Annotated in this window: 25 protein-coding genes and 2 pseudogenes; 16 read left to right on the top strand and 11 right to left on the bottom strand. The window is 71.0% G+C overall.

Features of this window, described 5'->3' with window-relative positions:
• The first annotated feature begins 4 nt into the window (after nucleotides 1-4).
• The 4 genes from ABZT93_RS29695 to ABZT93_RS29680 all read left to right on the top strand — a co-directional run bounded on the left by ABZT93_RS29695 (nucleotide 5) and on the right by ABZT93_RS29680 (nucleotide 4,194).
• The gene (locus ABZT93_RS29695) at nucleotides 5-1,363 is read left to right on the top strand and encodes a histidine kinase (RefSeq protein ID WP_356110509.1); all 1,359 of its coding nucleotides are present in this window, start codon (nucleotides 5-7) and stop codon (nucleotides 1,361-1,363) included.
• A complete protein-coding gene (locus tag ABZT93_RS29690) occupies nucleotides 1,360-2,034 on the top strand; it encodes a response regulator transcription factor (protein WP_356110507.1) in 675 nt (224 codons plus the stop codon). Before ABZT93_RS29695 ends, ABZT93_RS29690 begins: the two co-directional genes overlap by 4 nt.
• Nucleotides 2,035-2,179: 145 nt before the next feature.
• The gene (locus ABZT93_RS29685; protein ID WP_356110578.1) at nucleotides 2,180-3,532 is read left to right on the top strand and encodes a histidine kinase; all 1,353 of its coding nucleotides are present in this window, start codon (nucleotides 2,180-2,182) and stop codon (nucleotides 3,530-3,532) included.
• Entirely contained in the window at nucleotides 3,529-4,194 is a 666-nt protein-coding gene (locus tag ABZT93_RS29680) for a response regulator transcription factor (RefSeq protein ID WP_356110506.1), read from the top strand. Before ABZT93_RS29685 ends, ABZT93_RS29680 begins: the two co-directional genes overlap by 4 nt.
• Before the next feature lie 44 nt (nucleotides 4,195-4,238).
• On the opposite strand, the gene ABZT93_RS29675 is transcribed toward ABZT93_RS29680, so the two are convergent.
• The gene (locus ABZT93_RS29675; protein WP_356110504.1) at nucleotides 4,239-5,306 is read right to left on the bottom strand and encodes a MerR family transcriptional regulator; all 1,068 of its coding nucleotides are present in this window, start codon (nucleotides 5,304-5,306) and stop codon (nucleotides 4,239-4,241) included.
• Between the two features lie 116 nt (nucleotides 5,307-5,422).
• On the opposite strand from ABZT93_RS29675, the gene ABZT93_RS29670 reads away from it, so the two are divergent.
• Nucleotides 5,423-6,637 carry a cytochrome P450 gene (locus ABZT93_RS29670; RefSeq protein WP_356110502.1) on the top strand — a complete coding sequence of 405 codons (1,215 nt, stop codon included), beginning with the start codon at nucleotides 5,423-5,425 and terminating at the stop codon, nucleotides 6,635-6,637.
• A 162-nt stretch (nucleotides 6,638-6,799) separates the two neighbouring features.
• The gene (locus tag ABZT93_RS29665; RefSeq protein WP_356110500.1) at nucleotides 6,800-7,255 is read left to right on the top strand and encodes a DUF5707 domain-containing protein; all 456 of its coding nucleotides are present in this window, start codon (nucleotides 6,800-6,802) and stop codon (nucleotides 7,253-7,255) included.
• A gap of 12 nt (nucleotides 7,256-7,267) precedes the next feature.
• Here ABZT93_RS29665 and ABZT93_RS29660 read toward each other — a convergent pair whose 3' ends face one another.
• Together ABZT93_RS29660 and ABZT93_RS29655 are read right to left on the bottom strand one after the other, a co-directional pair.
• Nucleotides 7,268-7,525, bottom strand: a complete 258-nt coding sequence (locus ABZT93_RS29660) for a hypothetical protein (RefSeq protein ID WP_356110498.1) — start codon at nucleotides 7,523-7,525, stop codon at nucleotides 7,268-7,270.
• Between the two features lie 125 nt (nucleotides 7,526-7,650).
• On the bottom strand, nucleotides 7,651-9,159 hold the full coding sequence (locus ABZT93_RS29655; protein WP_356110496.1) for an APC family permease: 1,509 nt from the start codon (nucleotides 9,157-9,159) through the stop codon (nucleotides 7,651-7,653).
• 149 nt (nucleotides 9,160-9,308) lie between these two features.
• Here ABZT93_RS29655 and ABZT93_RS29650 point away from each other — a divergent pair, with 149 nt between their 5' ends.
• Both ABZT93_RS29650 and eutC read left to right on the top strand, forming a co-directional pair.
• Entirely contained in the window at nucleotides 9,309-10,700 is a 1,392-nt protein-coding gene (locus tag ABZT93_RS29650; protein ID WP_356110493.1) for an ethanolamine ammonia-lyase subunit EutB, read from the top strand.
• Nucleotides 10,697-11,440, top strand: coding sequence for an ethanolamine ammonia-lyase subunit EutC (gene eutC / locus ABZT93_RS29645; RefSeq protein WP_356110491.1), 744 nt, complete (start codon nucleotides 10,697-10,699; stop codon nucleotides 11,438-11,440). Before ABZT93_RS29650 ends, eutC begins: the two co-directional genes overlap by 4 nt.
• A 142-nt stretch (nucleotides 11,441-11,582) precedes the next feature.
• Here eutC and ABZT93_RS29640 read toward each other — a convergent pair whose 3' ends face one another.
• Nucleotides 11,583-12,431 carry a diacylglycerol kinase gene (locus tag ABZT93_RS29640; RefSeq protein ID WP_356110489.1) on the bottom strand — a complete coding sequence of 283 codons (849 nt, stop codon included), beginning with the start codon at nucleotides 12,429-12,431 and terminating at the stop codon, nucleotides 11,583-11,585.
• A gap of 188 nt (nucleotides 12,432-12,619) precedes the next feature.
• Between ABZT93_RS29640 and ABZT93_RS29635 the strand changes: the two genes are divergently transcribed.
• Both ABZT93_RS29635 and ABZT93_RS29630 read left to right on the top strand, forming a co-directional pair.
• On the top strand, nucleotides 12,620-13,903 hold the full coding sequence (locus ABZT93_RS29635; RefSeq protein WP_355749253.1) for an adenylosuccinate synthase: 1,284 nt from the start codon (nucleotides 12,620-12,622) through the stop codon (nucleotides 13,901-13,903).
• 149 nt (nucleotides 13,904-14,052) lie between these two features.
• Entirely contained in the window at nucleotides 14,053-15,861 is a 1,809-nt protein-coding gene (locus ABZT93_RS29630; RefSeq protein ID WP_356110488.1) for a 5'-nucleotidase C-terminal domain-containing protein, read from the top strand.
• A 33-nt stretch (nucleotides 15,862-15,894) separates the two neighbouring features.
• On the opposite strand, the gene ABZT93_RS29625 is transcribed toward ABZT93_RS29630, so the two are convergent.
• The 4 genes from ABZT93_RS29625 to ABZT93_RS29610 form a co-directional block, all read right to left on the bottom strand.
• Nucleotides 15,895-16,266: a peptidase inhibitor family I36 protein gene (locus ABZT93_RS29625; protein WP_356110486.1), complete on the bottom strand. Its 372-nt coding sequence runs from the start codon at nucleotides 16,264-16,266 to the stop codon at nucleotides 15,895-15,897.
• Nucleotides 16,263-16,763, bottom strand: coding sequence for a hypothetical protein (locus ABZT93_RS29620; protein WP_356110484.1), 501 nt, complete (start codon nucleotides 16,761-16,763; stop codon nucleotides 16,263-16,265). The genes ABZT93_RS29625 and ABZT93_RS29620 overlap by 4 nt, the downstream gene beginning before the upstream one ends.
• A gap of 7 nt (nucleotides 16,764-16,770) precedes the next feature.
• On the bottom strand, nucleotides 16,771-17,133 hold the full coding sequence (locus tag ABZT93_RS29615; RefSeq protein ID WP_356110482.1) for a hypothetical protein: 363 nt from the start codon (nucleotides 17,131-17,133) through the stop codon (nucleotides 16,771-16,773).
• Nucleotides 17,134-17,288: 155 nt separating this feature from the next.
• Nucleotides 17,289-18,140, bottom strand: a complete 852-nt coding sequence (locus ABZT93_RS29610) for an NAD(P)H-binding protein (RefSeq protein ID WP_356110480.1) — start codon at nucleotides 18,138-18,140, stop codon at nucleotides 17,289-17,291.
• A gap of 170 nt (nucleotides 18,141-18,310) precedes the next feature.
• On the opposite strand from ABZT93_RS29610, the gene ABZT93_RS29605 reads away from it, so the two are divergent.
• Together ABZT93_RS29605 and ABZT93_RS29600 are read left to right on the top strand one after the other, a co-directional pair.
• Entirely contained in the window at nucleotides 18,311-18,601 is a 291-nt protein-coding gene (locus ABZT93_RS29605) for a hypothetical protein (RefSeq protein ID WP_356110478.1), read from the top strand.
• Between the two features lie 86 nt (nucleotides 18,602-18,687).
• The gene (locus ABZT93_RS29600; protein ID WP_356110476.1) at nucleotides 18,688-19,470 is read left to right on the top strand and encodes a hypothetical protein; all 783 of its coding nucleotides are present in this window, start codon (nucleotides 18,688-18,690) and stop codon (nucleotides 19,468-19,470) included.
• A gap of 12 nt (nucleotides 19,471-19,482) precedes the next feature.
• Here the strand turns inward: ABZT93_RS29600 and ABZT93_RS29595 are convergent, their stop codons facing one another.
• The 3 genes from ABZT93_RS29595 to ABZT93_RS29585 all read right to left on the bottom strand — a co-directional run bounded on the left by ABZT93_RS29595 (nucleotide 19,483) and on the right by ABZT93_RS29585 (nucleotide 22,413).
• Nucleotides 19,483-20,133 (bottom strand): hypothetical protein, encoded by a 651-nt coding sequence (locus ABZT93_RS29595; RefSeq protein ID WP_053849031.1) that lies wholly within the window; start codon nucleotides 20,131-20,133, stop codon nucleotides 19,483-19,485.
• Between the two features lie 130 nt (nucleotides 20,134-20,263).
• Nucleotides 20,264-20,965 (bottom strand): GntR family transcriptional regulator, encoded by a 702-nt coding sequence (locus tag ABZT93_RS29590; RefSeq protein ID WP_356110474.1) that lies wholly within the window; start codon nucleotides 20,963-20,965, stop codon nucleotides 20,264-20,266.
• Between the two features lie 92 nt (nucleotides 20,966-21,057).
• Nucleotides 21,058-22,413: an aspartate aminotransferase family protein gene (locus ABZT93_RS29585; protein WP_356110472.1), complete on the bottom strand. Its 1,356-nt coding sequence runs from the start codon at nucleotides 22,411-22,413 to the stop codon at nucleotides 21,058-21,060.
• A 45-nt stretch (nucleotides 22,414-22,458) separates the two neighbouring features.
• Between ABZT93_RS29585 and ABZT93_RS29580 the strand changes: the two are divergent.
• From ABZT93_RS29580 to ABZT93_RS29565, 4 genes and pseudogenes are all read left to right on the top strand, one after another.
• A pseudogene (locus ABZT93_RS29580) lies at nucleotides 22,459-22,733 on the top strand (glutamine amidotransferase); the annotation flags it as partial.
• Nucleotides 22,716-22,970, top strand: a pseudogene (locus tag ABZT93_RS29575) (MarR family transcriptional regulator); the annotation flags it as partial. The pseudogenes ABZT93_RS29580 and ABZT93_RS29575, both read left to right, overlap by 18 nt.
• Nucleotides 22,971-23,027: 57 nt before the next feature.
• On the top strand, nucleotides 23,028-23,285 hold the full coding sequence (locus tag ABZT93_RS29570; RefSeq protein ID WP_356110470.1) for a hypothetical protein: 258 nt from the start codon (nucleotides 23,028-23,030) through the stop codon (nucleotides 23,283-23,285).
• Between the two features lie 123 nt (nucleotides 23,286-23,408).
• Nucleotides 23,409-24,971 (top strand): substrate-binding domain-containing protein, encoded by a 1,563-nt coding sequence (locus ABZT93_RS29565; RefSeq protein WP_356110469.1) that lies wholly within the window; start codon nucleotides 23,409-23,411, stop codon nucleotides 24,969-24,971.
• Nucleotides 24,972-24,990 lie beyond the last annotated feature (19 nt).

Here is a 24,990-nt window from a genome sequence, read left to right as displayed (position 1 = left end):
CGACGTGAGGGAGACGGGGGGCCAGGCCCAGCAGCTGGTCGTGGACCGTGTGCTGCGCTGGCTGCGGGTGCTGCGCACCGACCTGTGCACCCTCCGGGCCGATCCGCTGCCCCCGTCCGTCTGGCTGCGCTGGCTGGCGCACGGTGTGGTGTGCCTCGCGGCCCTGGTCATCGCGCTGACCGGCACGGCGGAACTCATGGACGGCGGAGCCCTGGGCTTCGGCCTGGCCTTCCCGATCGCCGCCGCCCAGGGCGGGGCCGCCGCGCTCGCGCTGCGGCGGCCCCTCCCGGCCTGGTGGCTGTCGATCGGGGCCACGGTGGCCGGGGCCGTGGCGCTGCACGGCCAGGTGACCCGGGTCGACGGGTCCGGCTTCACCTGGCCCTGGACCGCGTCCGGGATCATCGCGCACCTCTTCGTGCTGCTGCTGGTCGGCCTGCGGGTGCCCACCCGGGTGTCCGCCGAGGTACTGGCGATCACCGCGCTGGTCACCTACGTCCTCCAGGGCGTGTGGGGCGCGTCGCACTACCAGTCCACCGGAGTGGTCGCGGTCGCTCTCTCCGCGGTCGTCGTGGTCCTCGGCACCGCCCTGCGCGGCCGCCGCGAGGCCCGCGCCGAGCTCGGCCGGCAGACCACAATCACCGAGGAGGAGCGCAACCGCCGCGCCCTGCTGGAGGAGCGCAGCCGTATCGCCCGCGAACTGCACGACGTCGTCGCCCACCACATGTCCGTCATCTCGATCCAGGCACAGGTCGCCCCGCACCTCGTCGAGAGCCCCTCCGAAGAGCTCCGGGAGAACCTCGCCGGCATCCGGCAGAACGCGCTGGAGGCGCTGACCGAGTTGCGCCGGGTCCTGGGCGTGCTGCGGGCGGAGGATCCGGACGCCCCGGACCTCGTCGACCGGCCCGGCACCGGAACCGCCCCGCACACCCCGCAGCCCACCCTCGACCGGCTCGACGCACTGGTGGAGAACACCCGGGCGGCCGGACTGAGCGTCCAGGTCGACGTACAGGGCACCCGGCGGCCCCTGCCGTCCGGCGTGGAGCTGTCGGCGTACCGGATCGTGCAGGAGGCGCTGAGCAACGTCCTGCGCCACGCGCCCGGCGCGACCGCCTCCGTCAGGCTGGTCCACTATCTGCACGGGCTGGACGTGCGGATCGTCAACTCGCGTCCCACCCGCACAGTGGCCCCCTCTCCCGGTGCGGGACACGGACTGCTCGGCATGCGGGAGCGGGCCGCGATGCTCGGCGGGACACTGCGTGCCGGCCCCCGGCCCGACGGCGGTTACGAGGTGGCCGCGTATCTTCCGACGGCGCCCCCGGGCGACCTGGACCAGGTCAGCGAATCCAAGGACGGCACCGCATGACGAGCAGCCCCATCCGCGTACTCATCGCCGACGACCAGCAGATGGTCCGGCAGGGCTTCAGCGTGCTGCTGGCCGCCCAGCCCGGCATCGACGTGATCGGGCAGGCGGTCGACGGCCTGGACGCCGTCGCCAAGGTCGCCGAACTCGTCCCGGACGTCGTCCTGATGGACATCCGCATGCCCGAGCTGGGCGGCATCGAGGCCACCCGCCGCATCACGGGCGAGCACCCGGAGATCAGGGTCCTGGTGCTGACCACCTTCGACCTCGACGAGTACGTCTACGAGGCGCTGCGGGCCGGCGCGTCCGGGTTCCTGCTCAAGGACGCCTCCGCCGAGCAGCTCGCCGAGGCCGTGCGGGTGGTGGCGGCCGGGGACGCGCTGCTCGCGCCCGGTATCACCCGGCGGCTGATCGCCGAGTTCTCCCGCCTCGGGGACCGGCCCCGCGGCCCGCTCAAGCGCCGGGTCGGCGAGCTGACCGAGCGGGAGACGGAGGTCCTCGCGCTGATCGCACAGGGTCTTTCGAACGCGGAGATCGCCGAGCGGCTCGTGGTGGCCGAGCAGACCGTGAAGACCCATGTGGGCCGCATCCTGGTGAAGCTGGGCCTCAGGGACCGTACGCAGGCGGCGGTGTTCGCCTACGAGTCGGGGCTGGTGCGGCCCGCCGGATACTGACCGCCACCGGCACGGCCCTCGGGATTCCACTCCCCTCCCGGACCCGTAGTACCTGAGAGGGATGCCGAAGGACCCGTCTCACTGGTGACGACGGGGGCACCCGCCCACACCTACCGTTTTGGATGTGACCGATACGACCGAGACGATGCACCTGACCCGCCCGCACGACGGCGGCGGAGAGTACGAGGCGTACAAGCCCCGCAGCCCGGAGTTCAGGGCCGCCGTGACCGCCCTGCGCGGCCTGCGGCACGACCTGATCAGCGAGGCCCTCGCCTACCACCCGCTGCTCCCCAGACGTCTCGACAAGGGGCTCGGGCGCCAACTGCCGGGCCGACTGCGGGAGTACGCGGTCTGGACGCCGCACGCGCTGATCACCGCGGCCGGACTGATCGTGATGCTCATCGCCTCGGACAACTGGGGCCACGGCGCGGCCACCAACTTGTTCGTCGGTGTGCTCGCCCTCGTCCCGGTCCTGCTGACCATGGTGCGGCCGGTACTCGCCTTCTGGCTGTCGTTCGGCGGGACCGCGCTCAGCTTCCAGCTGCTGAACGGCGCGAGCGACGAGTGGCCGTGGATGGCCGGCAGCTTCGGCAGCCACCTCGTCGTGCTCACGGTGGTGGCCATACGCACCCGGCCGCGCACAGCGGCGTGGATGTGGCTGCTGACCGGGGCGTACGGCCTGATATGGGAAGGCGGCCTCGGCGGCCCTCACTACTACCCGTCCAACACCGTGCAGATGCTGTTCGTCTCCGCGCTGTCCCTGCTCGCCGTGACCGTCTGGCACATACGCCGGGACGCCCAGCAGACGGTGACCGCCCAGCAGACGGTGACCGCCCACGAGCGCTCCCGCCGCACGCTCCTGGAGGAGCGCACGACGATCGCCCGCGAGCTGCACGACGTGGTCGCCCACCACATGTCGGTCGTCGCCATCCAGGCGGAGGCCGCCCCATACCGGGTGGAGAACCCGCCCCCGGAGCTGGAGAAGGCGTTCGCCACCATCCGGGAGAACGCGGTGGCCGCCCTGACCGAGCTGCGCCGCGTCCTGGGCGTGGTCCGCGCCGAGGACTACGAGGCGCCGGACGCCCCGCAGCCCACCCTCGCCGACCTCGACGCCCTCATCGACAATGTGCGCGGAGCGGGCCTGAGCGTCGACAAGGCGGTCACCGGGGCGGTGCGCCAACTCCCGCAGGGCGTCGAGCTGTCGGCGTACCGGATCGTCCAGGAGGCACTGAGCAACACGCTGCGCCACGCCCCCGGGGCGAGCGCACGGGTCGAGATCGGGTACGTCCTCGGCGGCCTGGGCCTGCGTGTGGTCAACGGCCCGCGGCCCGAGCTGTCGCTGGTGAAGCCCTCGCCCGGAGCGGGCCACGGCATCACCGGTATGCGGGAGCGGGTCTCCATGCTGGCCGGCGAGATGACGGCGGGCGCCACGGACGAGGGCGGGTACGAGGTGGCGGTGTTCCTGCCGGTGCCGTCCAGGGACGAGGGTGACGTATGACGATCCGGGTCCTGGTCGCGGACGACCAGATGATGGTCCGCGAGGGTTTCTCGGTGCTGTTGAACGCGATGCCGGACATCGAGGTGGTCGGCGAGGCCGTCAACGGCCGCGAGGCCGTGCACCGGGTCCGCGAACTCGCCCCCGACGTGGTCCTGATGGACATCCGGATGCCGGAGCTGAACGGCATCGAGGCGACCAGGGAGATCGTCGCGGCCGACGGCACGGCGAAGGTCCTGGTCCTGACGACCTTCGACCTCGACGAGTACGTGTACCAGGCCCTGCGCGCGGGAGCCTCGGGTTTCCTCCTCAAGGACGCCTCGGCCCGTCAACTCGCCGACGGAGTGCGGGTGGTGGCTTCCGGTGAGGCTCTCCTGGCACCCTCGGTCACCCGGCGTCTGATCACGGAGTTCTCCAAACTCTCCGAGTCCCCCCGCCTGATGGCCTCGGCCCACACGGCCTACGGCGACCTGACCGACCGTGAGACGGAAGTACTGGTCCTCATCGCCCAGGGTCTGTCGAACTCGGAGATCGCCGAGCGGCTGGTGGTGGCCGACTCGACGATCAAGACCCACGTCAGCCGCATCCTGGTGAAGCTGGGCCTCAGGGACCGCACCCAGGCGGCGGTGTTCGCGTACGAGGCGCGGCTGGTGACGCCCGGGTAGGGGAGGTGCGGCCCCAGGGACGGCGGCTCCCCGGCGCCCTGGCGTCAGTCCTCCAGGCGGACCGGCATCAGCATCGAGAAGCCGCTCTCTTCGTCGGGCCGGCGGATCACGATCGGCGCCGTGGGGGCCGTGAACTCCAGGACCAGCCGGTCCCTGGCTCCGGCGGTCAGCGCGTCCAGCAGGAACTCACGGTTGACCGCGACGAGGTGCGGATCGCCGGCGTCGCCGTCCGGGCAGGGGGTCACCGTGCCGTCCTCCACCCGGAGCAGGCTGAGGTCGTGCGCTCCGGTCTCGTCGGCACGGACCGGACCCGTCTCCAGGGCCTCGCGGAATTCCGCGACCTCGACGAGGACGCGGTGGTCGGCGGCCTGGGGGAGGAGACGACGGTAGTCGGGGAAGTCGTGGTCGAGGCAGCGACCGGCCGTCTGCCTGTCCCCGGCCTCCAGGCTCACGCGGTCACCGTCGAGGGAGAACCGTACGGGGCCCTCGCCGTCCGACAGCGCCCGCATCGCGTCGGTGAGCGGGGCCGGCACGACGACCTGCACCCGGCCCCCGTCGTGCCCGGTGGCACCGGCCCGCGCGACAGCCATGCGGTACCGGTCGGTGGCCACGAGGTGGAGGTTCTCGTCCTCGATGTCGAACAGGACCCCGCCGAGCATCGGCAGCTCCGGGTCGGTGCCCGCCGCGAAACGGACCGTGTCCAGGGCGGCCGCCAGCTCGGGGGCGGCGACGGTCAGCCGGGCGGTGGCGGTACGGAGCGAAGTCATGACGTTCTCCTGTCGGTCGATCAGTGCTCGGAGTGCGGAGAACTCGCTGCGGGCGTCGGACAGCCCCTGTTCGAGGCGGCGCAGGTGCGCGTCGAGCAGTTTCCGGACCAGATCGCTGTCCGTGCCGGACCAACTGGCCAGCACCAGCCGGATGTCCGCCAGCGGCATCCCGGCGCGGCGCAGGCGGGCCAGCAGCCGGGCCTCCTCCAGCTGCGCGGGTTCGTACCAGCGGTAGCCGCTGACCGGATCCACCCAGGCCGGCACGAGCACACCGGCACGGTCGTAGAACCGCAGGGCGCTCACACCCAGTCCGCCGTCGCGGGCCATCTCGCCGATGCTTCGCATGTCGTTCTCCACGCCCCGAACTCTGGGCCCTGCACAAGGTCGAGGGTCAACCCGCGTTCCGGGCTCCGAGAGAACCCCCCTGGTCACAAGCCCGCTTTTCGGGCTAGCGTCCCCGCATGGCAGCCTTCGATCCCTGGGACCCGGCGTTTCTCGCCGACCCGTACCCCGCCTACGCCGAGCTCCGCGCCGCAGGCCGTGCGCAGTACTACGAGTCCACGAACCAGTGGCTCGTCCCGCACCACGCGGACGTCTCCGCGCTGCTCAGGGACCGCAGGCTCGGCCGGACCTACCAGCACCGGTTCACGCACGAGGACTTCGGGCGCACGGCACCGCCGGCGGAGCACGAGCCGTTCCACACGCTCAACGACCACGGCATGCTCGACCTGGAGCCGCCGGACCACACCCGGATCCGGCGGCTGGTGTCGAAGGCGTTCACGCCGCGCACGGTAGAGCAGCTGAGGCCGTATGTGACCGGCCTGGCCGGTGAGCTGGTGGACCGGCTGGTCGCGGAGGGCGGCGGTGATCTGCTGACCGATGTCGCCGAGCCGCTCCCCGTGGCGGTGATCGCGGAGATGCTGGGGATCCCGGAGTCGGACCGGGCGCCGCTTCGGCCCTGGTCGGCGGACATCTGCGGGATGTACGAGCTGAACCCGCCGCAGGAGGTGGCGGCGCGGGCGGTAAGGGCGTCGATCGAGTTCTCCGACTATCTCCGCGACCTGATCGCGGAGCGCCGCAAGGAGCCGGGGGAGGACCTCGTCTCCGGCCTCATCGCCGCCCACGACGAGGGCGACCGGCTCACCGAGCAGGAGATGATCTCCACCTGTGTCCTGCTGCTCAACGCGGGCCACGAGGCCACCGTGAACGCCACGGTCAACGGCTGGTGGGCGTTGTTCCGCAACCCCGGCCAGCTGGCCGCCCTGCGCGCGGACCACTCCCTGGTCCCCCGGGCCGTAGAGGAGCTCATGCGCTACGACACCCCCCTGCAGCTCTTCGAACGCTGGGTCCTGGACGACATCGAGATCGACGGGACGACCATCCCGAGGGGCGCCGAGATCGCGCTGCTCTTCGGCTCCGCGAACCACGACCCCGAGGTGTTCCGCGACCCCGAGCGCCTCGACCTCACCCGCGCCGACAACCCGCACATCTCCTTCAGTGCCGGCATCCACTACTGCATCGGCGCCCCCCTGGCCCGTATCGAGTTGGCCGCCTCCATGACGGCCCTGCTGGAGAAGGCCCCGACACTGGCCCTGGCGGCGGAGCCGGAGCGCAAGCCGAACTTCGTGATCAGGGGGCTGGAGGGGCTGCCGGTCCACGTCGCCCAGGGGCGGTGACCGCAGGGGGCGGCAGGTAGGTGCACGGGCGCAACGGGCGTTACTCAGGCAGTAGTTGAGTACGCGTGCTCATACCCGGCGCTCGCCGCGCGACCAGTATGGAAGCACGGCGCCGCTGAGAGCGCCGGTGGGATCCAACTGAGTCCGTCGGGGAGAGTTTCCATGTCGCGTCGTATCGTTCTGTCTGGTGTTGCCGGTGTCGTCGTGCTCGCTGGTGCCGGTGCCTTCGCCCTCGCCTACGCCGGGGACCAGGCGCCCGCTCTGGCGCACAGCACGGCCCGCTACACCGCTCCCGCCGCCGGCCGCGACGGCTCGCTGGCCTTCAGCACCGACGTCACGGTGTCCTCCGGGGTCAAGAGCGTGAAGGTGGTGGCCTGGCCGGCGAACTCGTCCTTCGCGAAGAAGGGGCTGACGGCCAAGGAGATGGCGGCCACCGTCGAGTCGGCCGACTGCACGCCCTCGGGCGGGGACAGCGAGCGGTGCACCTACAAGGTCCCCGTCACCCGCGCCGACGCGGAGGGCTCTCCGAAGGGGCTGTGGCACGTCGCCGTCCTGGTCACCGCCAAGGACGGCGACACCACCCTGGACACCAAGGCCGCCGACTTCACCGTGGCCTGATCCGACCGCCCCTCAATCCGTCCGGGACCGGCGCCGGCCCACCAGCCGCACCAGCACGGTGAGGACCAGGAGCGGCAGGAAGGCGCCGCCCAGCACCACGAACGGCAGCTCGGTGAGCAGCACCGTGGGGTCCATGCCCTCGTTCTCGAAGCCACCGCCCAGGTGACGCCGGGTGCGGGACGCGGACAGCCACAGCAGGGGGGTCGCTGTCGCCCCCGCCGCCGACAGCGCACAGCCCGCGCAGGTCACCAGGTCCGCTCTCCGCTTCACGCCGGAAGGGACGCACCTGCCGGTACCCGCGGTTCAGGTCGGCGGCTTCGGCAGCGTTCACCGGCCAGGGGACACAGCCGCGACAACCGGCCGAGCGGGGACGGCTTCGGACCCTGGAGCCTGCCTCAACGTTCCTTCGTCTCCTCCAGCACCGTCCGCCCCAGCAGCAGATACCGCTCGGGCGAGCGCCGCTTCAGGTACTGCGCGTACCCGACGCCCAGCGCCGCGACGGCCGCCACCAGCCACGGCGTGGCCTTCAGCACCAGCGAACCGGACTCCTTGCCGGCCGCCGCGCTCATGTTGGAGACCAGCAGGACGACCACGGCGAGCATCGCGAGACCGCCGACCAGCGGGGCCGCGAGGGTCCGGAACCAGTGGCGGCTCTCCGGGTGGTGGGTGCGGAAGTACGCCAGCACCGCGAAGGAGCACACGGCCTGCACGACCAGGATGGCCATGGTGCCGAGGATCGCGAGCAGCACGTAGGTGCCGTCGTACGGGTCCTTGCCGGCCGCCCAGAACGCCAGCAGGAGTACGGCCGTCACGACGGTCTGCACCAGGCCCGCGATGTGCGGAGAGCCGTGCCGGGGGTGGGTGCGGCCGACGGTGTTCTTCAGCGAGGGCAGGACGCCCTCGCGGCCCAGCGCGTACATGTAGCGGGCGGCGCAGTTGTGGAAGGCCATGCCGCAGGCCAGCGAGCCGGTGATCATCAGCCACTGCATGACGTCGACCGCCCAGTGGCCGACGTACTGCTCGGTGGGGCCGAAGAAGAGCTGCAGGGGGTTGGCGGTGGCGACCTCGACGGCCTTGGACTCACCGGTGCCCGAGATGGCCATCCAGGAGACGAAGACGTAGAAGACGCCGACGCCCAGGACGGAGATCATCGTCGCCTTGGGGATGATCTTCTTCGGGTTGCGGGACTCCTCGCCGTACATCGCCGTCGACTCGAAGCCGACCCACGACCAGAAGGCGAAGAAGAGGCCGAGGCCGGCGGAGGTGCCCTTGAAGGCGTTGACCGGGTTGACGGGGTCGAGGCTGAAGCCGTCCGGGCCGCCGCCGTGGAAGGCGACCGAGACGGCCATCGCGGCGAGGACCGTCACTTCGGTGGCCAGCAGGACGACGAGGAGCTTCTCGGCGACCGAGACGCCGAACCAGGTGCCCATCGCGTTGACCGCGAGCATCAGGGCCGCGAACGCCCACCAGGGGATGTGCACCCCGGTCTGGTCCCTCAAGGTCCCCGTCGCGAACGACGAGAAGATGCCGATGAGCGCCGGCTCGAAGACGACGTAGGCGAAGGTGGCGAGCAGTCCCGAGGCGAGTCCGACGGTGCGGCCGAGGCCGTAGGAGATGAAGCCGTAGAAGGCGCCGGTCGAGGTGATGTGCTTGGCCATCGAAGTGAAGCCGACAGAAAAGATTGCCAGGACGACCATTGCGACGAGATAGCTCGCGGGGGCGCCGATGCCGTTGCCCGCGGAGACCATGAACGGCACGTTGCCCGTCATCGCGGTGATCGGGGCAGCGGTCGCCACGGCCATGAAGACCACGCCGAGCAGGCCGATGGCGTTGGGTTTCAGTCGATGGACCGTGCCGTCCTCATCCGTCTTCGCCGCCGGGGCGACTCCCTCGTCCACTGCCATCGGGTGGCTCCTCTCCTTGCCCGTCCACTGTGTGCCGAACCGGAACTCTGTAGCCCGAATGAGTCGAGCAAGGGTCTCGGGGCGTTAAATGTTTGTCAACCAGACCTTTAGAAATCTGGCTGCAACACGGGGCTCGTAGCGTCCCCGGCATGAGCTACACGTCCGTTCTCGGCGGTCACCGCTACCGCTTCGACACCCTCGCCCGACTGCTCGCCGCCGCGAGCCCCGAGCGCTCCGGAGACCGGCTGGCGGGACTCGCCGCCGCCTCCGAACAGGAGCGGGTCGCCGCACGCTGGGCGCTTGCGGAGGTGCCGCTCGCGGACTTCCTCACCGAGCCGCTGATCCCGTACGAGACCGACGACGTGACCCGGCTGATCCTCGACACGCACGACGCGGCGGCGTTCGCGCCGGTGGCCTCCATGACGGTCGGCGGGTTCCGGGAGTGGCTGCTGTCGCAGGCGGCTTCCCCGGAGACGCTGGCCGCCGTGTCGCCCGGGCTCACGCCCGAGATGGCCGCCGCGGTCTCCAAGCTGATGGGCAACGCGGATCTGGTCGCCGTGGCCCGCAAGGTGCGGGTGGTCACCGCGTTCCGCTCGACGATCGGGCTGCCGGGGCGGCTGGCGACCCGGCTCCAGCCCAACCACCCGACCGACGACCCGGCGGGCGTGGCGGCGGCCCTGCTCGACGGACTGCTGCTGGGCTCCGGCGACGCGGTGATCGGCATCAACCCGGCGACCGACAGCCCCAGGGCCGTACGGGACCTGCTGGAGCTGCTCGACGGGGTGATCCGGCGGTACGCGATCCCCACCCAGTCCTGTGTGCTGTGCCATGTCACGACGAGCCTGGACCTGATGTCCCGGGGCGCCCCGGTGGACCTGGTCTTCCAGTCGATCGCGGGCACCCAGGCGGCGAACGCGTCCTTCGGGGTGACGCTGGGGCTGCTCGACGAGGCGTACGAGGCCGCACTCGCCCTGGAGCGGGGCACGGTCGGCCGCAACGTCATGTACTTCGAGACCGGGCAGGGCAGCGCCCTGTCGGCGGGCGCGCACCACGGGGTCGACCAGCAGACGGTGGAGGCCCGGGCGTACGCGGTGGCGCGGCGCTACGACCCGCTGCTCGTGAACACGGTCGTCGGCTTCATCGGCCCGGAATACCTGTACGACGGCCGGCAGATCCTGCGGGCCGCACTGGAGGACCACTTCTGCGGCAAACTCCTCGGCCTGCCCATGGGGCTGGACATCTGCTACACCAACCACGCGGACGCCGACGACGACGACATCGCCACCATGCTGACCATGCTCGGCGTGGCCGGCGCGTCCTTCGTGATCTGCACCCCGGGCGGCGACGACATCATGCTCAACTACCAGTCCGCCTCGTACCACGACGCGTTGTACCTGAGGGAGGTCCTCGGGCTGCGCCCGGCACCGGAGTTCGAGACCTGGCTCGACTCGATCGGACTGCTGGACGAGAAGGGCGGGATCCGCGAGACCACCGGAGCGGCCCACCCGCTGACGGCCATCGGGAAGGAGCTGGCGGCATGAGTGAAGTGGCCGTACAGACAGATGAGCTGTGGTCGGCGCTGCGGCAACGCACCCAGGCCCGCATCGGCCTCGGCCGCGCCGGCGCCGCCCTCCCCACCCGGCACCGCCTCGAACTCCAGGCCGCCCACGCGGCCGCCCGGGACGCGGTGCACTCGCCGTTCGAACCGGAGGTGATCGCGGCGGGACTGACCGGGACACCGACGGTACGGGTACGCAGCGCCGCCCCCGACCGGCTCACCTACCTCCAGCGCCCCGATCTGGGCCGCCGCCTCGACCCCACGGACCGGGCCCATCTGCCCATCGGGGAATGGGACGTCGTGTTCGTCGTCGCCGACGGGCTGTCCAGCCGGGCGGTGCACGAGCACGCGGCGGCGGTGGTGCGAGCGACGACGGCACGGCTCGGCGACTGGCGGATCGCTCCCGTCGTCCTCGCCGAACAGGCCCGCGTGGCCCTCGGCGACGAGGTGGCTTCGGCCATGGGCGTGGCGCTGGTGGTGGTGCTGATCGGCGAACGTCCCGGGATGTCGGCGGCGGACTCGCTGGGCGCGTATCTGACGTACGCACCGAAGCCGGGGGTGACGACCGACGCCGACCGCAACTGCCTGTCCAACATCCGCCCACCGCTGGGCCTGTCGTACCCGGGGGCGGCGGAGAAGCTGGCGGGACTGCTGACCAGGGCCCGGGAGCTGGGCCTGACCGGGGTGAACCTGAAGGACGAGACGGAGGCACTGCCGCGCTAGACCGGACAGCGGTGCGGCGAGTCCGATGCGCGGCTTCGCCTGCTCCCGCGCCCGATGCGCGGTTTCGCCTGCTCCCGCCCCTGCGGCTTCGCCTTCACCCGCCGCCCCCGCAGCCCCGCCCTCTCCGCCCCGTTTCCTCCCCTCACCGCCCCGGCAACACCAACCCCAACGCCCCCTCCCGCACCGTCCACGTCCGCCTCCGCACCGGCCCCCCGACCCCCGCGTCCGCCCGGTACCGGAAATCCGCCCCGGTGACGGTCACCGTCCTGCCCGTGGCCAGCAGTGGGGACGCCTCCGCCCCCACCGACAGCCGCCGCACCTCCACCGAGGCCAGGCCGCCGCCGGAGCCCGGGGTCACCGAGACCGCCTCCAGGGGCTGGTCCAGGTCCACCAGCGTCACCCCGTCGACCTCCACCCGCAGCCGCGAGGGACCGGCCACGGCAGGCGCGGTCTCCCGGGCGGGGCGGGCGGGCACCAGGGTGCGTACCAGGTACTGGCAGGTCCGCAGCCAGGGCCGCGCGGCCAGCGCCGGCTCCTCGCGCGCGGCCAGCGCCGGAATCCGCAGAGCCCCGAGGACCACCCCGTCGCTGTCGTCCACCAGCATGTCCAGCCGCCGCTCGGCCCCGTCCAGGACCGCCCGTGCGGCGGCCACCGCCCCCGTGGGCACCCCGAGGGAGTGGGCGACGCCCAGGACCGGGCCGACCGGCACCACCGACAGCACACATTCGGCCAGCTCCCGCTGGCGGTGCAGCTGCACCACCGCCCGCATCAGCGCACGGTCGTCACCGACCACCACCGGGCGTCGCGAGCCGCGCCGCGCCAGTGCCCGGGCGAACTCCTCGGGCCCCTCCGGCAGACACACCTTCGTCGACGCACCCGCGCTGAGCACGTCTTTCACGATACGTACGGACTCGCCGTCCGTCTGCCGGGCGACCGGGTCGATCACCACCAGCAGGTGATCGGAAGTCGTGGAAGTCGCCACCTCGGCCATGCCTCGCTTCCTCGGGTAGCATCTTTGTGCAAGAGCCCCTTGCGCTATTGCGCCAGGGGCTTCGTCTATTCCGGGGCACCCGGGTCCGACGGGCAGCGGCCGAAGACGGCCGTGGTGCACGCGACGGAGGAACCGTACGCGTACGCCCCCGACCTTGGACATGCCCCGCCCGGAAGGGGTGTACGCGCGTGCCCGCACTTGTGCTGCTCGGTGCTCAGTGGGGTGACGAAGGCAAGGGAAAGGCAACCGACCTGCTCGGTGGCTCGGTGGACTATGTGGTGCGATACCAGGGCGGCAACAACGCCGGCCACACGGTAGTCGTGGGCGATCAGAAGTACGCCCTCCACCTCCTCCCTTCCGGAATCCTGTCTCCGGGGTGCACCCCGGTCATCGGCAACGGTGTCGTCGTCGATCCGTCGGTCCTGTTCTCCGAGCTGAACGGACTGAACGACCGCGGCGTCGACACCTCCAAGCTCCTGATCAGCGGTAACGCCCACATCATCACGCCGTACAACGTCACCGTGGACAAGGTGACGGAACGCTTCCTCGGAAAGCGCAAGATCGGCACGACGGGGCGTGGCATCGGACCGACCTACGCGGACAAGATCAACCGTGTGGGCATCCGGATCCAGGACCTGTACGACGAGTCGATCCTGACCCAGAAGGTCGAGGCGGCCCTCGACGGCAAGAACCAGCTCCTCACCAAGGTCTTCAACCGCCGCGCCATCGACGTGGAGCAGGTCGTCGAGGAGCTGCTGAGCTACGCGGACCGGCTGAAGCCGTACGTGGCCGACACGGTCCTGGTCCTCAACAAGGCGCTGGAGCAGGACAAGGTCGTCCTGTTCGAGGGCGGCCAGGGCACGCTCCTGGACATCGACCACGGCACGTATCCGTTCGTCACGTCCAGCAACCCCACCGCGGGCGGTGCGTGCACGGGCGCGGGCGTGGGTCCGACGAAGATCAGCCGGGTCATCGGCATCCTCAAGGCCTACACGACCCGGGTCGGTTCGGGCCCGTTCCCGACCGAGCTGCTCGACGAGGACGGCGAGGCGCTGCGCCGCATCGGCGGTGAGCGGGGTGTCACCACCGGCCGTGACCGTCGCTGCGGCTGGTTCGACGCGGTGATCGCCCGGTACGCGACCCGTGTCAACGGCCTCACCGACTTCTTCCTCACCAAGCTCGACGTCCTCACCGGCTGGGAGCAGATCCCGGTCTGTGTCGCGTACGAGATCGACGGCGAGCGTGTCGAGGAACTGCCGTACTCCCAGACCGACTTCCACCACGCGAAGCCGGTGTACGAATACCTCCCCGGCTGGAGCGAGGACATCACGAAGGCCAAGACCTTCGCCGACCTCCCGAAGAACGCCCAGGACTACGTGAAGGCGCTGGAGGAGATGTCCGGCGCCCCGATCTCCGCGATCGGCGTGGGCCCGGGCCGGGACGAGACGATCCAGATCAACTCGTTCCTGTAAATCCCTTTTGCGCGTCAGCTGTTGGGCCGGTCATGGACTTCCTTGACCGGCCCATGGCTTGCTCCTGGTTCCGCGCGCGACCGGCGGGACGCGACTATCTACGCGGGTAGTTCCGTCTCTCCTCCCTCTCCCCTTCCAGGAGCCCTTCCATGCCCGTCAGTCCCCTGAACCGTCGCGCGTTCGTGAAGAAGTCGGCCGTCACCGGGGCGGCCGTGGCCGTCGCGGGGTCGGTGGGAGCGCCCGCCGCCGAGGCCGCCGAGCGGCACCCGGTGAAGAAGAACCGCACCTGGTCGTTCTCCGTCCTCGGCACCACCGACCTGCACAGCCATGTCTTCGACTGGGACTACTACCTCGACAAGGCGTACTCCGACAGCAAGGGCAACTCCGTCGGCGTCGCCCGGGTCGCCACCCTGATCAAGCAGCAGCGCGCGGCCAAGGGTGAGGAGCACGTGCTGCTCGTCGACGCCGGCGACATCATCCAGGGCACCTCCCTCGCCTACTACTTCGCGCGCGTGCAACCCATCACCGACAAGGGCGCGCCGAAGCACCCGATGGCCGTCGCCATGAACCACATGCGCTACGACGCCGCCGCCCTCGGCAACCACGAGTTCAACTACGGCATCGAGGTGCTCCGCAAATTCGAGAGCCAGTGCCACTTCCCGCTGCTGGGCGCCAACGCCCTGGACGCGAAGACGCTGAAGCCCGCCTTCCAGCCGTACACCGTGAAGCGGATCTGCGTCCCCGGCGCCCCTGACATCAAGGTCGGCATCCTCGGCCTCACCAACCCCGGCATCGCCCTGTGGGACAAGGACAACGTCAGCGGCAAGATGGTCTTCCCGGGCCTGGTCGAGCAGGCGAAGAAGTACGTGCCCCGGCTGCGCGCCCTCGGCTGTGACGTCGTCTTCCTGACCGACCACTCGGGCCTGGACGGCAGTTCCTCGTACGGCGACGAGCTCCCGTACGTCGAGAACGCCTCCAACCTCGTCGCCCAGCAGGTCCCCGGCATCGACGCGATCCTGGTCGGGCACACCCACGTCGAGGTGCCGTCGTACACCGTGAAGAACGACGAGACCGGCGAGGACGTCCTGCTGTCCGAGCCGTACTGCTGGGGCTACCGGCTCAGCGTCTTCGACTTCGAGCTGGAACTCGTACGCGGGCAGTGGAAGGTGACCAAGAAGACCGCCCAGACCCTGAACCCCAACACGGTCGACGAGGACCCGGAGATCAAGAAGCTCCTGGAGGCCGACCACGAGCTGGTCGTGAAGTACGTCAACACGGCCGTCGGCACCTGCACCGAGGATCTCTCCGCCGCCGAGTCCTGCTGGAAGGACGTCCCCATCATGGACTTCATCCACCAGGTCCAGATGGACACCGTGAAGGCGGGGCTCTCCACCTCCGACGCGGCCCTGCCGCTCATCTCGGTCGCCGCGCCCTTCTCGCGCACCGCCGACATCCCCGCGGGCAGCGTCACCATCAAGGACATCGCCGGGCTCTACATCTACGACAACACCCTCTACGGCAAGAAGCTCACCGGCGCCCAGCTCAAGGACTACCTGGAGTACGCGGCGAAGTACTACCACCAGGTGCCGGCGGGCACGGCCGTGGACACCGCGACGCTGACCAACGCCAACAGCTTCTGGGACTACATGTACGACACCGCCGCGGGTGTCTCGTACGACATCGACATCGCGCAGCCGGAGGGCTCGCGGATCAAGAACCTGTCCTACAACGGCACTCCGGTCGCCGACGACCAGGTTTTCGTCGTCGCCGTCAACAACTACCGGGCGAACGGAGGCTCCGGCTACCCGCACATCGCGGCCGCCGACATCGCCTACAGCTCCACCAACGAGATCCGCCAGCTGATGATCGACTACGTGACGTCGAAGGGCGCGCTGGACCCGAAGGACTTCGCGGTCACCAACTGGAAGCTGACGCAGGGCGGGACGCCGGTCTTCTGACCGTGGTCCCGCCGCGCCCGGGCGGCCGGCGTCTCAGCAGCCGGTCGCCCAGATGTGGGAGTCGCCGCGGTCGTTGGCCGCGCCGTTGTAGCCGGCCTCCTGGCCGGGTGCCAGGCAGAGCGTCATGTCACCGCCCTGCCAGGCGTCCTCGTACACCTTGACGTAGTCCTTGATGCCGGGGCCCGAGATGCCGTGGTTGGCCCAGGAGGAGTCCTGGTCGGCGATGTTGCCCTCCCACCAGCCGTCGTCACCGGTCCACTCGATCTTCTGGCCCTGGTAGTTGGCGTCCGTCCACGCGCAGAAGTTCCCGCTGCCGCAGGCCGCCGCCTGGGCCGAGGCCGAGGTGGCGAGGACGACTCCGGTGGCGAGCAGTCCGGCGGACAGGACGGCGATGAAGCGCTTCACTGGTTTCCCTTCGGGTGGGTGCCGCCGCCCTTCAGTAGGGCGGTCGCTGTGGTGAGGGCACGGGCGCGCAGCCGCCGCCACTCCGCGATCTCCGCGCGGTGCGCGGCACGGACCTCGGAGAGCGGGTGGCCGGTCCTCGCGGCCTCGGGCCTGAGGTTGTTGACGACGACCGACGTACGGAACCAGCGGTCCTGGTCGCCGTAGAGCCGCCGCTGGGCCGCCGCGAGGCAGCCGTCGGTGTGGGCGCGGACGACGTAGCCGGTGGGCAGCCGGAGCGACAGTTCCGCCCGGCCGGTGCCGAACAGGGCATCGGAGACGCGCTGTCGGCCCGACTTGGGGGTGAGGCCCCGCCGGGTCAGACAGTCGTCGGTGAGTGAGCGGGTGGCCGCCTTGATGACGTCGTCGGCCGGGGGCGGCGGGTGGGCCGCCCCCGCGGTGCAGGCGGATCCGGTGAGGAGGGTGAGGACAACCAGGGCCGTCGCCGTACGGGCACGCATCAGCGGGTCAGCCGGCCTGGCAGCCCATGGCGGTGTCACTGACGCCGTCGAACTTCGTGGCCCAGTCCCAGTTGTCGGAGTAGTCGTCCGGCCGGATCGCCCGGTACACACAGGCGCCGCCGCCCTGGAAGCTGATCGCGTACACGGTCACCGGCGCGTGCGAGTCGAAGGAGTACGCGTGCCGCTTCACCCGCGGCTCCGCCTCCTTGTACCCCGGTGGCGCGTAGTCCCAGGCACCACCGGGCCCCATCTGTCCCGGCTCGGCCCAGAAGTACACATGCCCTGGCGGTACGGCGGCGGCGTGGGCGGGCGGGGCGGCGAGGGGGGCGAGGGCGGCGAGCAGCACGGACGTGATCAAGGCAGAGCGCATGCGCGCTGCATGCCCAGCCCTTTGTGGGCGTATGCGGGCATTCACCCGTTCGGTCGATCATGTGACGGAGGGCTGTAGCGGGACAAATCCCGGCGGTCGGCGGGGAGTTGGCCACCGGTTGGTCGGCGGCGGTGCCCGTCCTCCCGGCCCGGACCTCAGAACTCCTCGCGATGTGCCCTCGCCCACTGGGCGAACGAACGTGCCGGGCGCCCCAGCACCTTCTCGGCCGTCGGCAGCACCTGCGAGCCCCGGTCGCCGTCCAGGGTGCGGCGCATGATGGCGTCGACGACCTCGGGAGGGAATCCGTACCGGGCCATGCCGGCGCGGGCCGCGGCCGTCGGCACCGGGCGGACACGCAGGTCGCGGCCCAGGGCCTCGCCGAGGATCGCCAGCTCCTGAGCGGGGGTGAGGGACTGCGGGCCACTCAACTCGTAGGTGGCGCCCGCGTGTTCGCCGGTGATGAGGGCGAGTGCCGCGATCTCCGCCAGGTCCGCCGGGTCGATGCTCGCCGCCGGACGGTCCGCGAAGGGGGTCGCCACCTCGTCGTCGGTCCGCAACTGCCCCGCCCACTGAAGGGCGTTGGACATGAAGCGGCCGGGGCGCAGCAGGGTCCAGGCGAAACCGCGGGCCGGGTCGGTCACCGCCGCCTCCGCCGTGCGCTGCCAGTGGGCGATCGGGTCGTCGCCGCTCCCGCCGTCCAGCGTGGACAGCTTCACGACCCGGCTCACACCGGCGCGGGCCGCCGCCGCGGCGAGCGCGAGGTCGTGAGTGGGCTCCGGGGCCGCGCCCACCGCCTGCGCCGACATCAGGAACACCCCGTCCACGCCCGCGAAGGCCGACGCCAGGCTCGCCGGGTCCGCCGCGTCGCCGTACACCGCCTCCACGCCCGCGGGGAGCCGGGCCTCTGCCGGCCGCCGGGTCATCGCGCGCACCGGTTCCCCGGCCGGCGCGAGCCGCTGTACCAGCTCGCTTCCCACATGGCCCGTCGCTCCGGTCACCAGGATCATCACCGTCTCCCTTCGTGGCTGCCTCCAGGGTGCGCGGGCGTGCGGTTCGGGGCGTCGCACGCGAGGAGGCGGCGGTCCTGCTCCCCGTGGAGTAGGACAGAACAAAGGGTGTGTATGGGGCATACGCTGTATTTGTACGCGCGTCCGGCCGACAGAAGAAGGTGAGTGCGATGCGCGTTCTGCTCAAGGTGCGCATGAACACGGAAAAGGCGAACGACGCCATCGGCAACGGCACCCTGCCCAAGCTGATCGAGGCGACGATGGAACAGATCAGGCCCGAGGCCGCCTACTTCACCGCGGAGGACGGCGACCGCACCGCCTATCTGGTCTTCGACATGCAGGACAGCTCACTGATGCCGGTGATCAGCGAGCCGTTCTTCTCGAACCTGGGGGCAAGGATCTCCTACACCCCGGTGATGAACTACGAGGACGTCCAGAAGGGCCTGTCCCAGCTGAGGTGACCACCGGGAGCCCGGGGCGATCCCGTTGTCAGTGGGGTGTCGGATACTGAGGGAAAGGGGACTCGACCGGCGGGGGGCGGCGCGCGATGACGGTGACGGACGGGAAGTCGCGGCAGGAGACGGACCGGCGGCGTTCGCCGCGCCGGAGAGCGTTCGTGGGCGTCCTGCTGATCGGGGCGTCGGTCCTCCCGGCGCTGGCCTGCTTCCTCGCGTTCACCACCTGGCTGTCCTCGGACATCGGGCGGTACCGGGATTACGAATCCGCCAGGCCCTGCCTCGGGCGCACGGCGGAGCGGGCGTGGGAGGACTGCCTGCGCCCGGTCGTGTTCACCGTCGAGAGCGTGAAGGACGCCGGCGGAAAGGGCGAGCGCAGTGCCACCCTGTCCGGCACGCCGTTCTGGGACGGCACCGTGCGCTTCGGCGACTCGGGCCCGCTGCTGAGCGAACTGCGGCCCGGAGACCGGGTCACCGGCACCGTCTGGCGTGGCCAGGTCATGGCGCTCGCCCAGGGAGACGTTCGGCAGAGGACCGCCGACGAACCCCGTGATGAAGTCCAGATGGTGGCCGCCCTCGGCACACTCGCGGGCCTGCTGGCCGTCCTCGCGTTCGCGTTCGGCCTGATACGGCTGGCCTGGCCGCGCGGCCAGGAGTTCGCCGTCTGGCGCCCGTACGGCAAACGCCTGGTCGTCACCATGGTGAGTGCCTGCTTCGGCGTGGGGCTGCCGGTGGTGTGGCTCGGTCTGCCGTGGTGGACCGCGCCGGTCGGTGTCGTGGCGGTCGTGGTCCTCGTGGGCGTCCTGATCTACCGGTGGGACCGGACCGACGGGCCCGCGGCGCAGGACCCGGTGCTGAGCCCGGCGCCGCGCTGATCCGGCCCGCCGTCAGCTGAAGATGATCATCGAGCCCTGGGCGAGGCTCCGGGTCGCCGCCGCGTGCAGCCCCAGCCAGACATGGCGCTCGCGGGCGAAGGGACTGGGATCGTACGGCGCGGGGACGGCCGGCTCCTCCAGCTCCGTGGGGGCGCGTGGCGGCTCGGGGGGCGCCGGGGGGTTGGCCGGATCGATGCCGATCACCGGGGCCACGAACTCCAGCTCCCGCAGCAGGGCCTGCGAGGAGCCCAACGGGCCGCCACCCGCCAGGAGTTCGTCGTTGGCCAGGGGGTGCGGGAAGTCGACGGGGACGTACGCGCCCGCGTGGTCGTAGTGCCAGACCAGATGGGACTGCTGGGCCGTCGTCTCGAACATCTCCAGCAACTGCTCGTAGTCGCCGCCGAGTTCGTCGACCGGGGTGACCGGGAGCCCGCAGACCTGGAGCAGATAGGCGCGGCGCAGGAAGTGCAGGGCGTCGTAGTCGAAACCGGCCACCGGGGCGACCTCGCCGGACAGGCCCGGCATGTACTGGTACACCGGCACCGGCGGCAACCCGGCCTCGGCGAGCACCTTGTTGTATTGCGCGAGTTCCTCGGCGAACGGGTTGTCCGGGGTGTGGCACAACACGTCGACAAGCGGCACCAGCCACAGGTCACAGGCCAAAAGACAGCTCCTCGGATACTCGCGGTGCGCGGATATCGTCACACGGTGGTCAGGGAAGGGTAGTCGCTGCGGCCCCGGGGCGGGGCCCCTTGTACGGGTCGTGGTGGTCCCTTACCCGTGCCGGGGGCGGTCAGTCGGCGGTGAGGCCCTCGAAGAGGGTCAGATAGTGGCCGTTGTAGGCGGTGAGGAGATCGCGGGCGGTCGCGGTGTCCCGCCGGTACAGGGCGTCGGCGACCTCGGGGTGCGCGGACCACAGCCTGCCGCGCAGATCGGTGAGCCGGCGCAGGTGCTGGACCGTGCACACCCAGGTCTGCACGCGCAGCCGGTGCAGGAAGTCGGCGAGGTAGGGGTTGCCGAACAGGACGCTCAGCTCGCGCCAGAAGCGCAGGTCGTAGCCGATCAGTACGGTCAGGTCGCCCGCGGCGGCGGCCCGCTGGGCCTCCTCGCCGCGCCGCCGTACGCCCGCCACGGCCGCGGCGGTACGGGGTTCGTCCAGCTCCTGGAGGATGCGGTGACCGGCGTCGAGCGCCTGGAACATGCCGTCCGTGACCAGGCTGCGGGCCTCGATCATGCCCCGGAAGTCGTCGAGGGAGTACTCGTGTACATGGAAGCCGCGGTGCTGGTCGGCCTCCAGCAGCCCCTGTGCGGACAGGTCCACGAGGGCCTCACGGACCGGGGTGGCGGAGACGCCGTACTGCTCGGCGATCTCCTTGACGGTGAACTCCTGCCCCGGCTGGAGCCGCCCGGCGAGGACCTCGTCCCGCAGCGCGTCCGCGAGCTGCTGCCGCAGCGTACTGCGGGTGACGGCACCGTTGCCGCTGCTGCCGGGCATGGTCGGGGCGCCTCCCTCGCGCGTGTGCAGATGGCGTGCTCGTACATATGTCTACGAGCACGCCACCTTACGCGTTCGAAAGCCCGGGATGTTTACTCCGTGTGCTCGTCCGCCACGGAGAGCGCCGTGTCCAGCGCCGCGAGGCCCTCCTTGAGTTCGGCCTCGCTGACGTTGCACGGCGGCACCACATGCGTCCGGTTCATGTTGACGAACGGCCAGATGCCCTGCTTCTTCGCGGCGGCCGCGAACGCGGCCATCGGGGCGTTCGCCTCACCCGCCGCGTTGTAGGGCACCAGCGGCTCGCGGGTCTCCTTGTTCTTCACGAGCTCGAGAGCCCAGAACATGCCGACACCGCGCACCTCGCCGACGCTCGGATGCCGCTCGGCGAGTTCCCTGAGCGCCGGCTCCAGGACGGCCGTACCGAGGTGCCTGGCGTTGTCGACGACCCCTTCCTCCGCCATGACGTTGATGGTCGCGACGGCGGCGGCGCAGGCGAGCGGGTGCCCCGAGTAGGTGAGGCCGCCGGGGTAGGGCCGCTTGCCGAAGGTGTCGGCGATCTTCCGCGAGATGGCGACACCGCCCAGCGGCACGTATCCGCTGTTGACGCCCTTGGCGAAGGTCATCAGGTCGGGGGTGACGTCGAACAGGTCGGCGGCGAACCACTCACCGGTGCGCCCGAACCCGGCCATGACCTCGTCCAGGACGAAGACGATCCCGTACTTGTCGCAGATCTCGCGGACACCGGCGAGGTAGCCGGGCGGCGGGACCATGATCCCCGCGGTGCCGGGGATGGTCTCCAGGACGATCGCGGCGACCGTGGCAGGACCCTCGAAGGCGATGGTCGTCTCCAGGTGCTCCAGCGCCCGCGCGGTCTCCTGCTCCTCGGTCTCGGCGTAGAAGCGGGACCGGTACAGGAAGGGCGCCCAGAAGTGCACGACACCGGCGGAGGCGCTGTCGGAGGCCCAGCGCCTCGGGTCACCGGTGAGGTTGACGGCCTGCTGCGTACCGCCGTGGTACGAGCGGTAGGCGGAGAGCACCTTGGTCCGGCCGGTGTGCAGCCGGGCCATGCGCACGGCGTGCTCCACCGCGTCCGCGCCGGCGTTGGTGAAGAAGATCTTGTCCAGGTCCCCGGGCGTCCGCTCGGCGATCAGCCGGGCCGCCTCCGACCGGGCCTCGATGGCGAAGGCGGGCGCGAAGGTCGTCATCTTCGCCGCCTGCTCCTGTATCGCGGCGACGACCTTCGGGTGCTGGTACCCGATGTTGGTGTAGACGAGCCCGCTGGTGAAGTCGAGATAGCGGTTTCCGTCGTAGTCCCAGAAGTACGAGCCCTCCGCACCGGCGACGGCCAGCGGGTCGATGAGCTCCTGCGCGGACCAGGAGTGGAACACATGAGCACGGTCCGCGGCCTTCACGGCGGCGCCGACCTCGGGGTGTGGCTGAGGGGTCATACGAGTGAGCGTAAATGTCCGCGATGCGGAAGCGGTATCGGCGTCCTGTCTGTGGACGCGGGCTTTCCGCGACAGGTTGTCCAGGGCTTGTCCAGGGCCGACGAGATCCGCACGGTCGGCCCTGACCGCGAGCCGGTGACCTCCATCGGGGGCCTGCGGGTGCAGCCCGCGTGCGCCCTGGACGACGTACGGCCCGGCCCTCCGATAGCTCCCTGCTGATCCTCCCGGGCGCCGACCTCTGGGACACCTCCGGCGACCTCGCCCCCTTCGCCCGCAAGCCACGGGAGTTCCTCGACGCCGGGATTCCGGTCGCGGGTATCGCCCGGGAGATCGGCATCACGCGACAAACCGGCCCAACCCCGCCCACCGGCGCGCCAAGCTCCTCGCGCCGAGAGGAGGGGCTGGCCGCCGTGCGGCGGATCGACCCGGGGCACGCGGCGTTCGCCGACCGGCTCGCCGAGGCCTTCGGGGAGGCCGAACTCGCCGAAGCCCTAGGGGTGCTGGAGCGGCTGTCCAAGGTGCTCGACCAGATCTCGACGGGCGGCCGACCGGCGTAGACACTGGTCTTCTGTCGCGCAGGTGTGCGGGCGCGCGGTCTCGGGGGAGGGCCTGCGATGGAGGAACACGGCTGTGCCGACCCGGCGGAGGGGGAGGGGAGGGGCCACGCCCGCGAGTACCTCTCGCCCGGTACCTATATGACGCCGTACCGGTGGGAGACCGATCCGGAGACGGGGGACCGCAGCCGTGCCGTCACGCTGGCACTCCTCGCGATCGCGCTCGTGGTGGCGTTGGGCGCCGGCGGTACGGTCTACGCCGTCCTGGACGAGGAGGGCCCCGGCGCGGCGCCTCCGGCCCCTTCGGCCTCGCCCTGAAACCCCTTCCGCGTACGGCGGTTGAATGTCACGCGAACTTCGCCCCACCGTCCCGCGAGGGCCGCTCGTACAGCCGTACGGTGGTCTGACGAGCGAACTGCGGGAGTTGCGGGGGCACCCACAGTGGAGTGGTTGAGCGCGGAGAACTTCGTGGCGGTGGGGACCGCCGTCCTCGGCATCGTCGCGTCCGGGGTCATGGTCTGGTTCGAGCGCCGGGTCCCGCGCAGGAAGCGGATCGGGTACCGGGTGCAGATGGACAACCCGATCGGCGACGACGTCCGGCTGGGCCGGGCCAACGTCAGACTCGGCCTCTTCGACGAGGCCCCCGACATGTCGGACGCCACCCTGGTCCTCCTGCGCATCGAGAACGACGGCTCGCAGGGCATCGACCGCGACGACTACACGGGCCCCGAACGGCACGGTCTGACCGCGGTGTTCAGCGACCGCACCGTCCGCGGGGTCTCGGTCACCCAGCCGATCGACACCGACCACCTCATGGACCACTTCACCCCGGAACGGGGCTTCGGCTACGACGGCAACCGGCTGCGCATCCCCCGCGTCCCGCTCAACCGCGGCGAGCACTACAAGCTCCTCGTGCTGCTGTCCGGCGGTGACGTGGGACGTCCGATCCGGATGATCGGCGGCATCCGGGACGGCGAGGTGCACCCCAACCGCAGCGCCACCCCGGACGAGATCCCGCCCGTCTTCAGCCCGGCGGCACGGATCTTCACCGGGCTGCTCACCGTCTCCGTCCTGGTCCTCGCCACGATCGTGGTCGCCCGCGACGACACCCCGCCCCCGCTCGGCTGCGAGACGGGCAGCCTCACCGTGACCGGCTCCACCGCCTTCGCCCCGGTGATCGAGACGCTCGCGAAGGAGTACGAGAAGGACTGCGCGGGCGCCGACATCACGGTGGAGGCGCGTGGCAGCGAGGCCGGGGTGGCCGGGCTCGCCGCCACCGGTGCCCGTTCGGCGAAGGAGGCCCGGTCCGTGATCGCGTTCTCCGACGGCCCGATGGGCGACCGGCTGGGCCTGCACGGCGAGAAGATCGCCCTGTCGGTCTTCTCGCTCGTCGTCAACGACGGCATCGACCTCGGTGCGCGCGGCCTGACCCGGGCCGAGGTGGAGCGCCTGTACCGGGGCGAGGTGCGGCGGTGGAGCGACCTGAACGAATCCCGCCCCGCCGGACTCCCGCGCCTGCCCGGCCTGCCGGTGGTGCTGGTCAGCCGGGACGCCTACTCGGGCACCCGGCAGATCTTCCAGGAGCGGGTGCTGGCGGGCGCCTGGGAGATGACCCCCACGACCTCACTGGACTGCGACCCGCTGACGGACAAGGCGGTGGCCGCGGCCGCCCGCGCGCCCGTCACCCGCTGCGAACTCGCCTCCACGGAGGCCGTGCTGGACAAGGTCGCCGCCCAGCCCGGCGCCCTCGGCTACAGCGAACTCACCCTGGCCACCGGCCACCAGGGCGTGCGCCGGGTGCCGCTGGACGGTGTGGCGGCCTCCGTCGACCATTTGGACCGGTACCCCTACCGCGGTGTCGAGTACGCCTACACCTACCGTTCCCCGGCCCCCGGCTCGCTGGCCGCCGGTTTCCTCGCCTACCTCGACGAGGGCACGAGCCAGGACGTGATCCGGGAGCAGGGGCATCTGCCGTGCGGACGCGGGGCGGGGCCGTGCGACTGACGGTTCCCCGCGAGGGTCG

The organism is Streptomyces sp. NPDC005303 (genome assembly GCF_040607335.1).
Classification (GTDB): domain Bacteria; phylum Actinomycetota; class Actinomycetes; order Streptomycetales; family Streptomycetaceae; genus Streptomyces.
Note: the sequence above shows the minus strand (reverse complement) of the source record. Positions and strands in the feature narration are given on the sequence as shown.

What these genes read in the sequence shown, in the direction of transcription:
- ABZT93_RS29605 (WP_356110478.1), top strand. Translation starts at nt 18,311, where the DNA reads ATGCGCGTTCTGCTCAAGGTGCGCATGAACACGGAAAAGGCGAACGAC.
- ABZT93_RS29680 (WP_356110506.1), top strand. Translation starts at nt 3,529, where the DNA reads ATGACGATCCGGGTCCTGGTCGCGGACGACCAGATGATGGTCCGCGAG.
- ABZT93_RS29600 (WP_356110476.1), top strand. Translation starts at nt 18,688, where the DNA reads ATGACGGTGACGGACGGGAAGTCGCGGCAGGAGACGGACCGGCGGCGT.
- ABZT93_RS29585 (WP_356110472.1), bottom strand. Translation starts at nt 22,413, where the DNA reads ATGACCCCTCAGCCACACCCCGAGGTCGGCGCCGCCGTGAAGGCCGCG.
- ABZT93_RS29685 (WP_356110578.1), top strand. Translation starts at nt 2,180, where the DNA reads ATGCACCTGACCCGCCCGCACGACGGCGGCGGAGAGTACGAGGCGTAC.
- ABZT93_RS29650 (WP_356110493.1), top strand. Translation starts at nt 9,309, where the DNA reads ATGAGCTACACGTCCGTTCTCGGCGGTCACCGCTACCGCTTCGACACC.
- ABZT93_RS29665 (WP_356110500.1), top strand. Translation starts at nt 6,800, where the DNA reads ATGTCGCGTCGTATCGTTCTGTCTGGTGTTGCCGGTGTCGTCGTGCTC.
- ABZT93_RS29670 (WP_356110502.1), top strand. Translation starts at nt 5,423, where the DNA reads ATGGCAGCCTTCGATCCCTGGGACCCGGCGTTTCTCGCCGACCCGTAC.
- ABZT93_RS29615 (WP_356110482.1), bottom strand. Translation starts at nt 17,133, where the DNA reads ATGCGCTCTGCCTTGATCACGTCCGTGCTGCTCGCCGCCCTCGCCCCC.
- ABZT93_RS29675 (WP_356110504.1), bottom strand. Translation starts at nt 5,306, where the DNA reads ATGCGAAGCATCGGCGAGATGGCCCGCGACGGCGGACTGGGTGTGAGC.
- ABZT93_RS29620 (WP_356110484.1), bottom strand. Translation starts at nt 16,763, where the DNA reads ATGCGTGCCCGTACGGCGACGGCCCTGGTTGTCCTCACCCTCCTCACC.
- ABZT93_RS29655 (WP_356110496.1), bottom strand. Translation starts at nt 9,159, where the DNA reads ATGGCAGTGGACGAGGGAGTCGCCCCGGCGGCGAAGACGGATGAGGAC.
- ABZT93_RS29570 (WP_356110470.1), top strand. Translation starts at nt 23,028, where the DNA reads ATGGAGGAACACGGCTGTGCCGACCCGGCGGAGGGGGAGGGGAGGGGC.
- ABZT93_RS29610 (WP_356110480.1), bottom strand. Translation starts at nt 18,140, where the DNA reads ATGATCCTGGTGACCGGAGCGACGGGCCATGTGGGAAGCGAGCTGGTA.
- ABZT93_RS29590 (WP_356110474.1), bottom strand. Translation starts at nt 20,965, where the DNA reads ATGCCCGGCAGCAGCGGCAACGGTGCCGTCACCCGCAGTACGCTGCGG.
- eutC (WP_356110491.1), top strand. Translation starts at nt 10,697, where the DNA reads ATGAGTGAAGTGGCCGTACAGACAGATGAGCTGTGGTCGGCGCTGCGG.
- ABZT93_RS29630 (WP_356110488.1), top strand. Translation starts at nt 14,053, where the DNA reads ATGCCCGTCAGTCCCCTGAACCGTCGCGCGTTCGTGAAGAAGTCGGCC.
- ABZT93_RS29640 (WP_356110489.1), bottom strand. Translation starts at nt 12,431, where the DNA reads ATGGCCGAGGTGGCGACTTCCACGACTTCCGATCACCTGCTGGTGGTG.
- ABZT93_RS29690 (WP_356110507.1), top strand. Translation starts at nt 1,360, where the DNA reads ATGACGAGCAGCCCCATCCGCGTACTCATCGCCGACGACCAGCAGATG.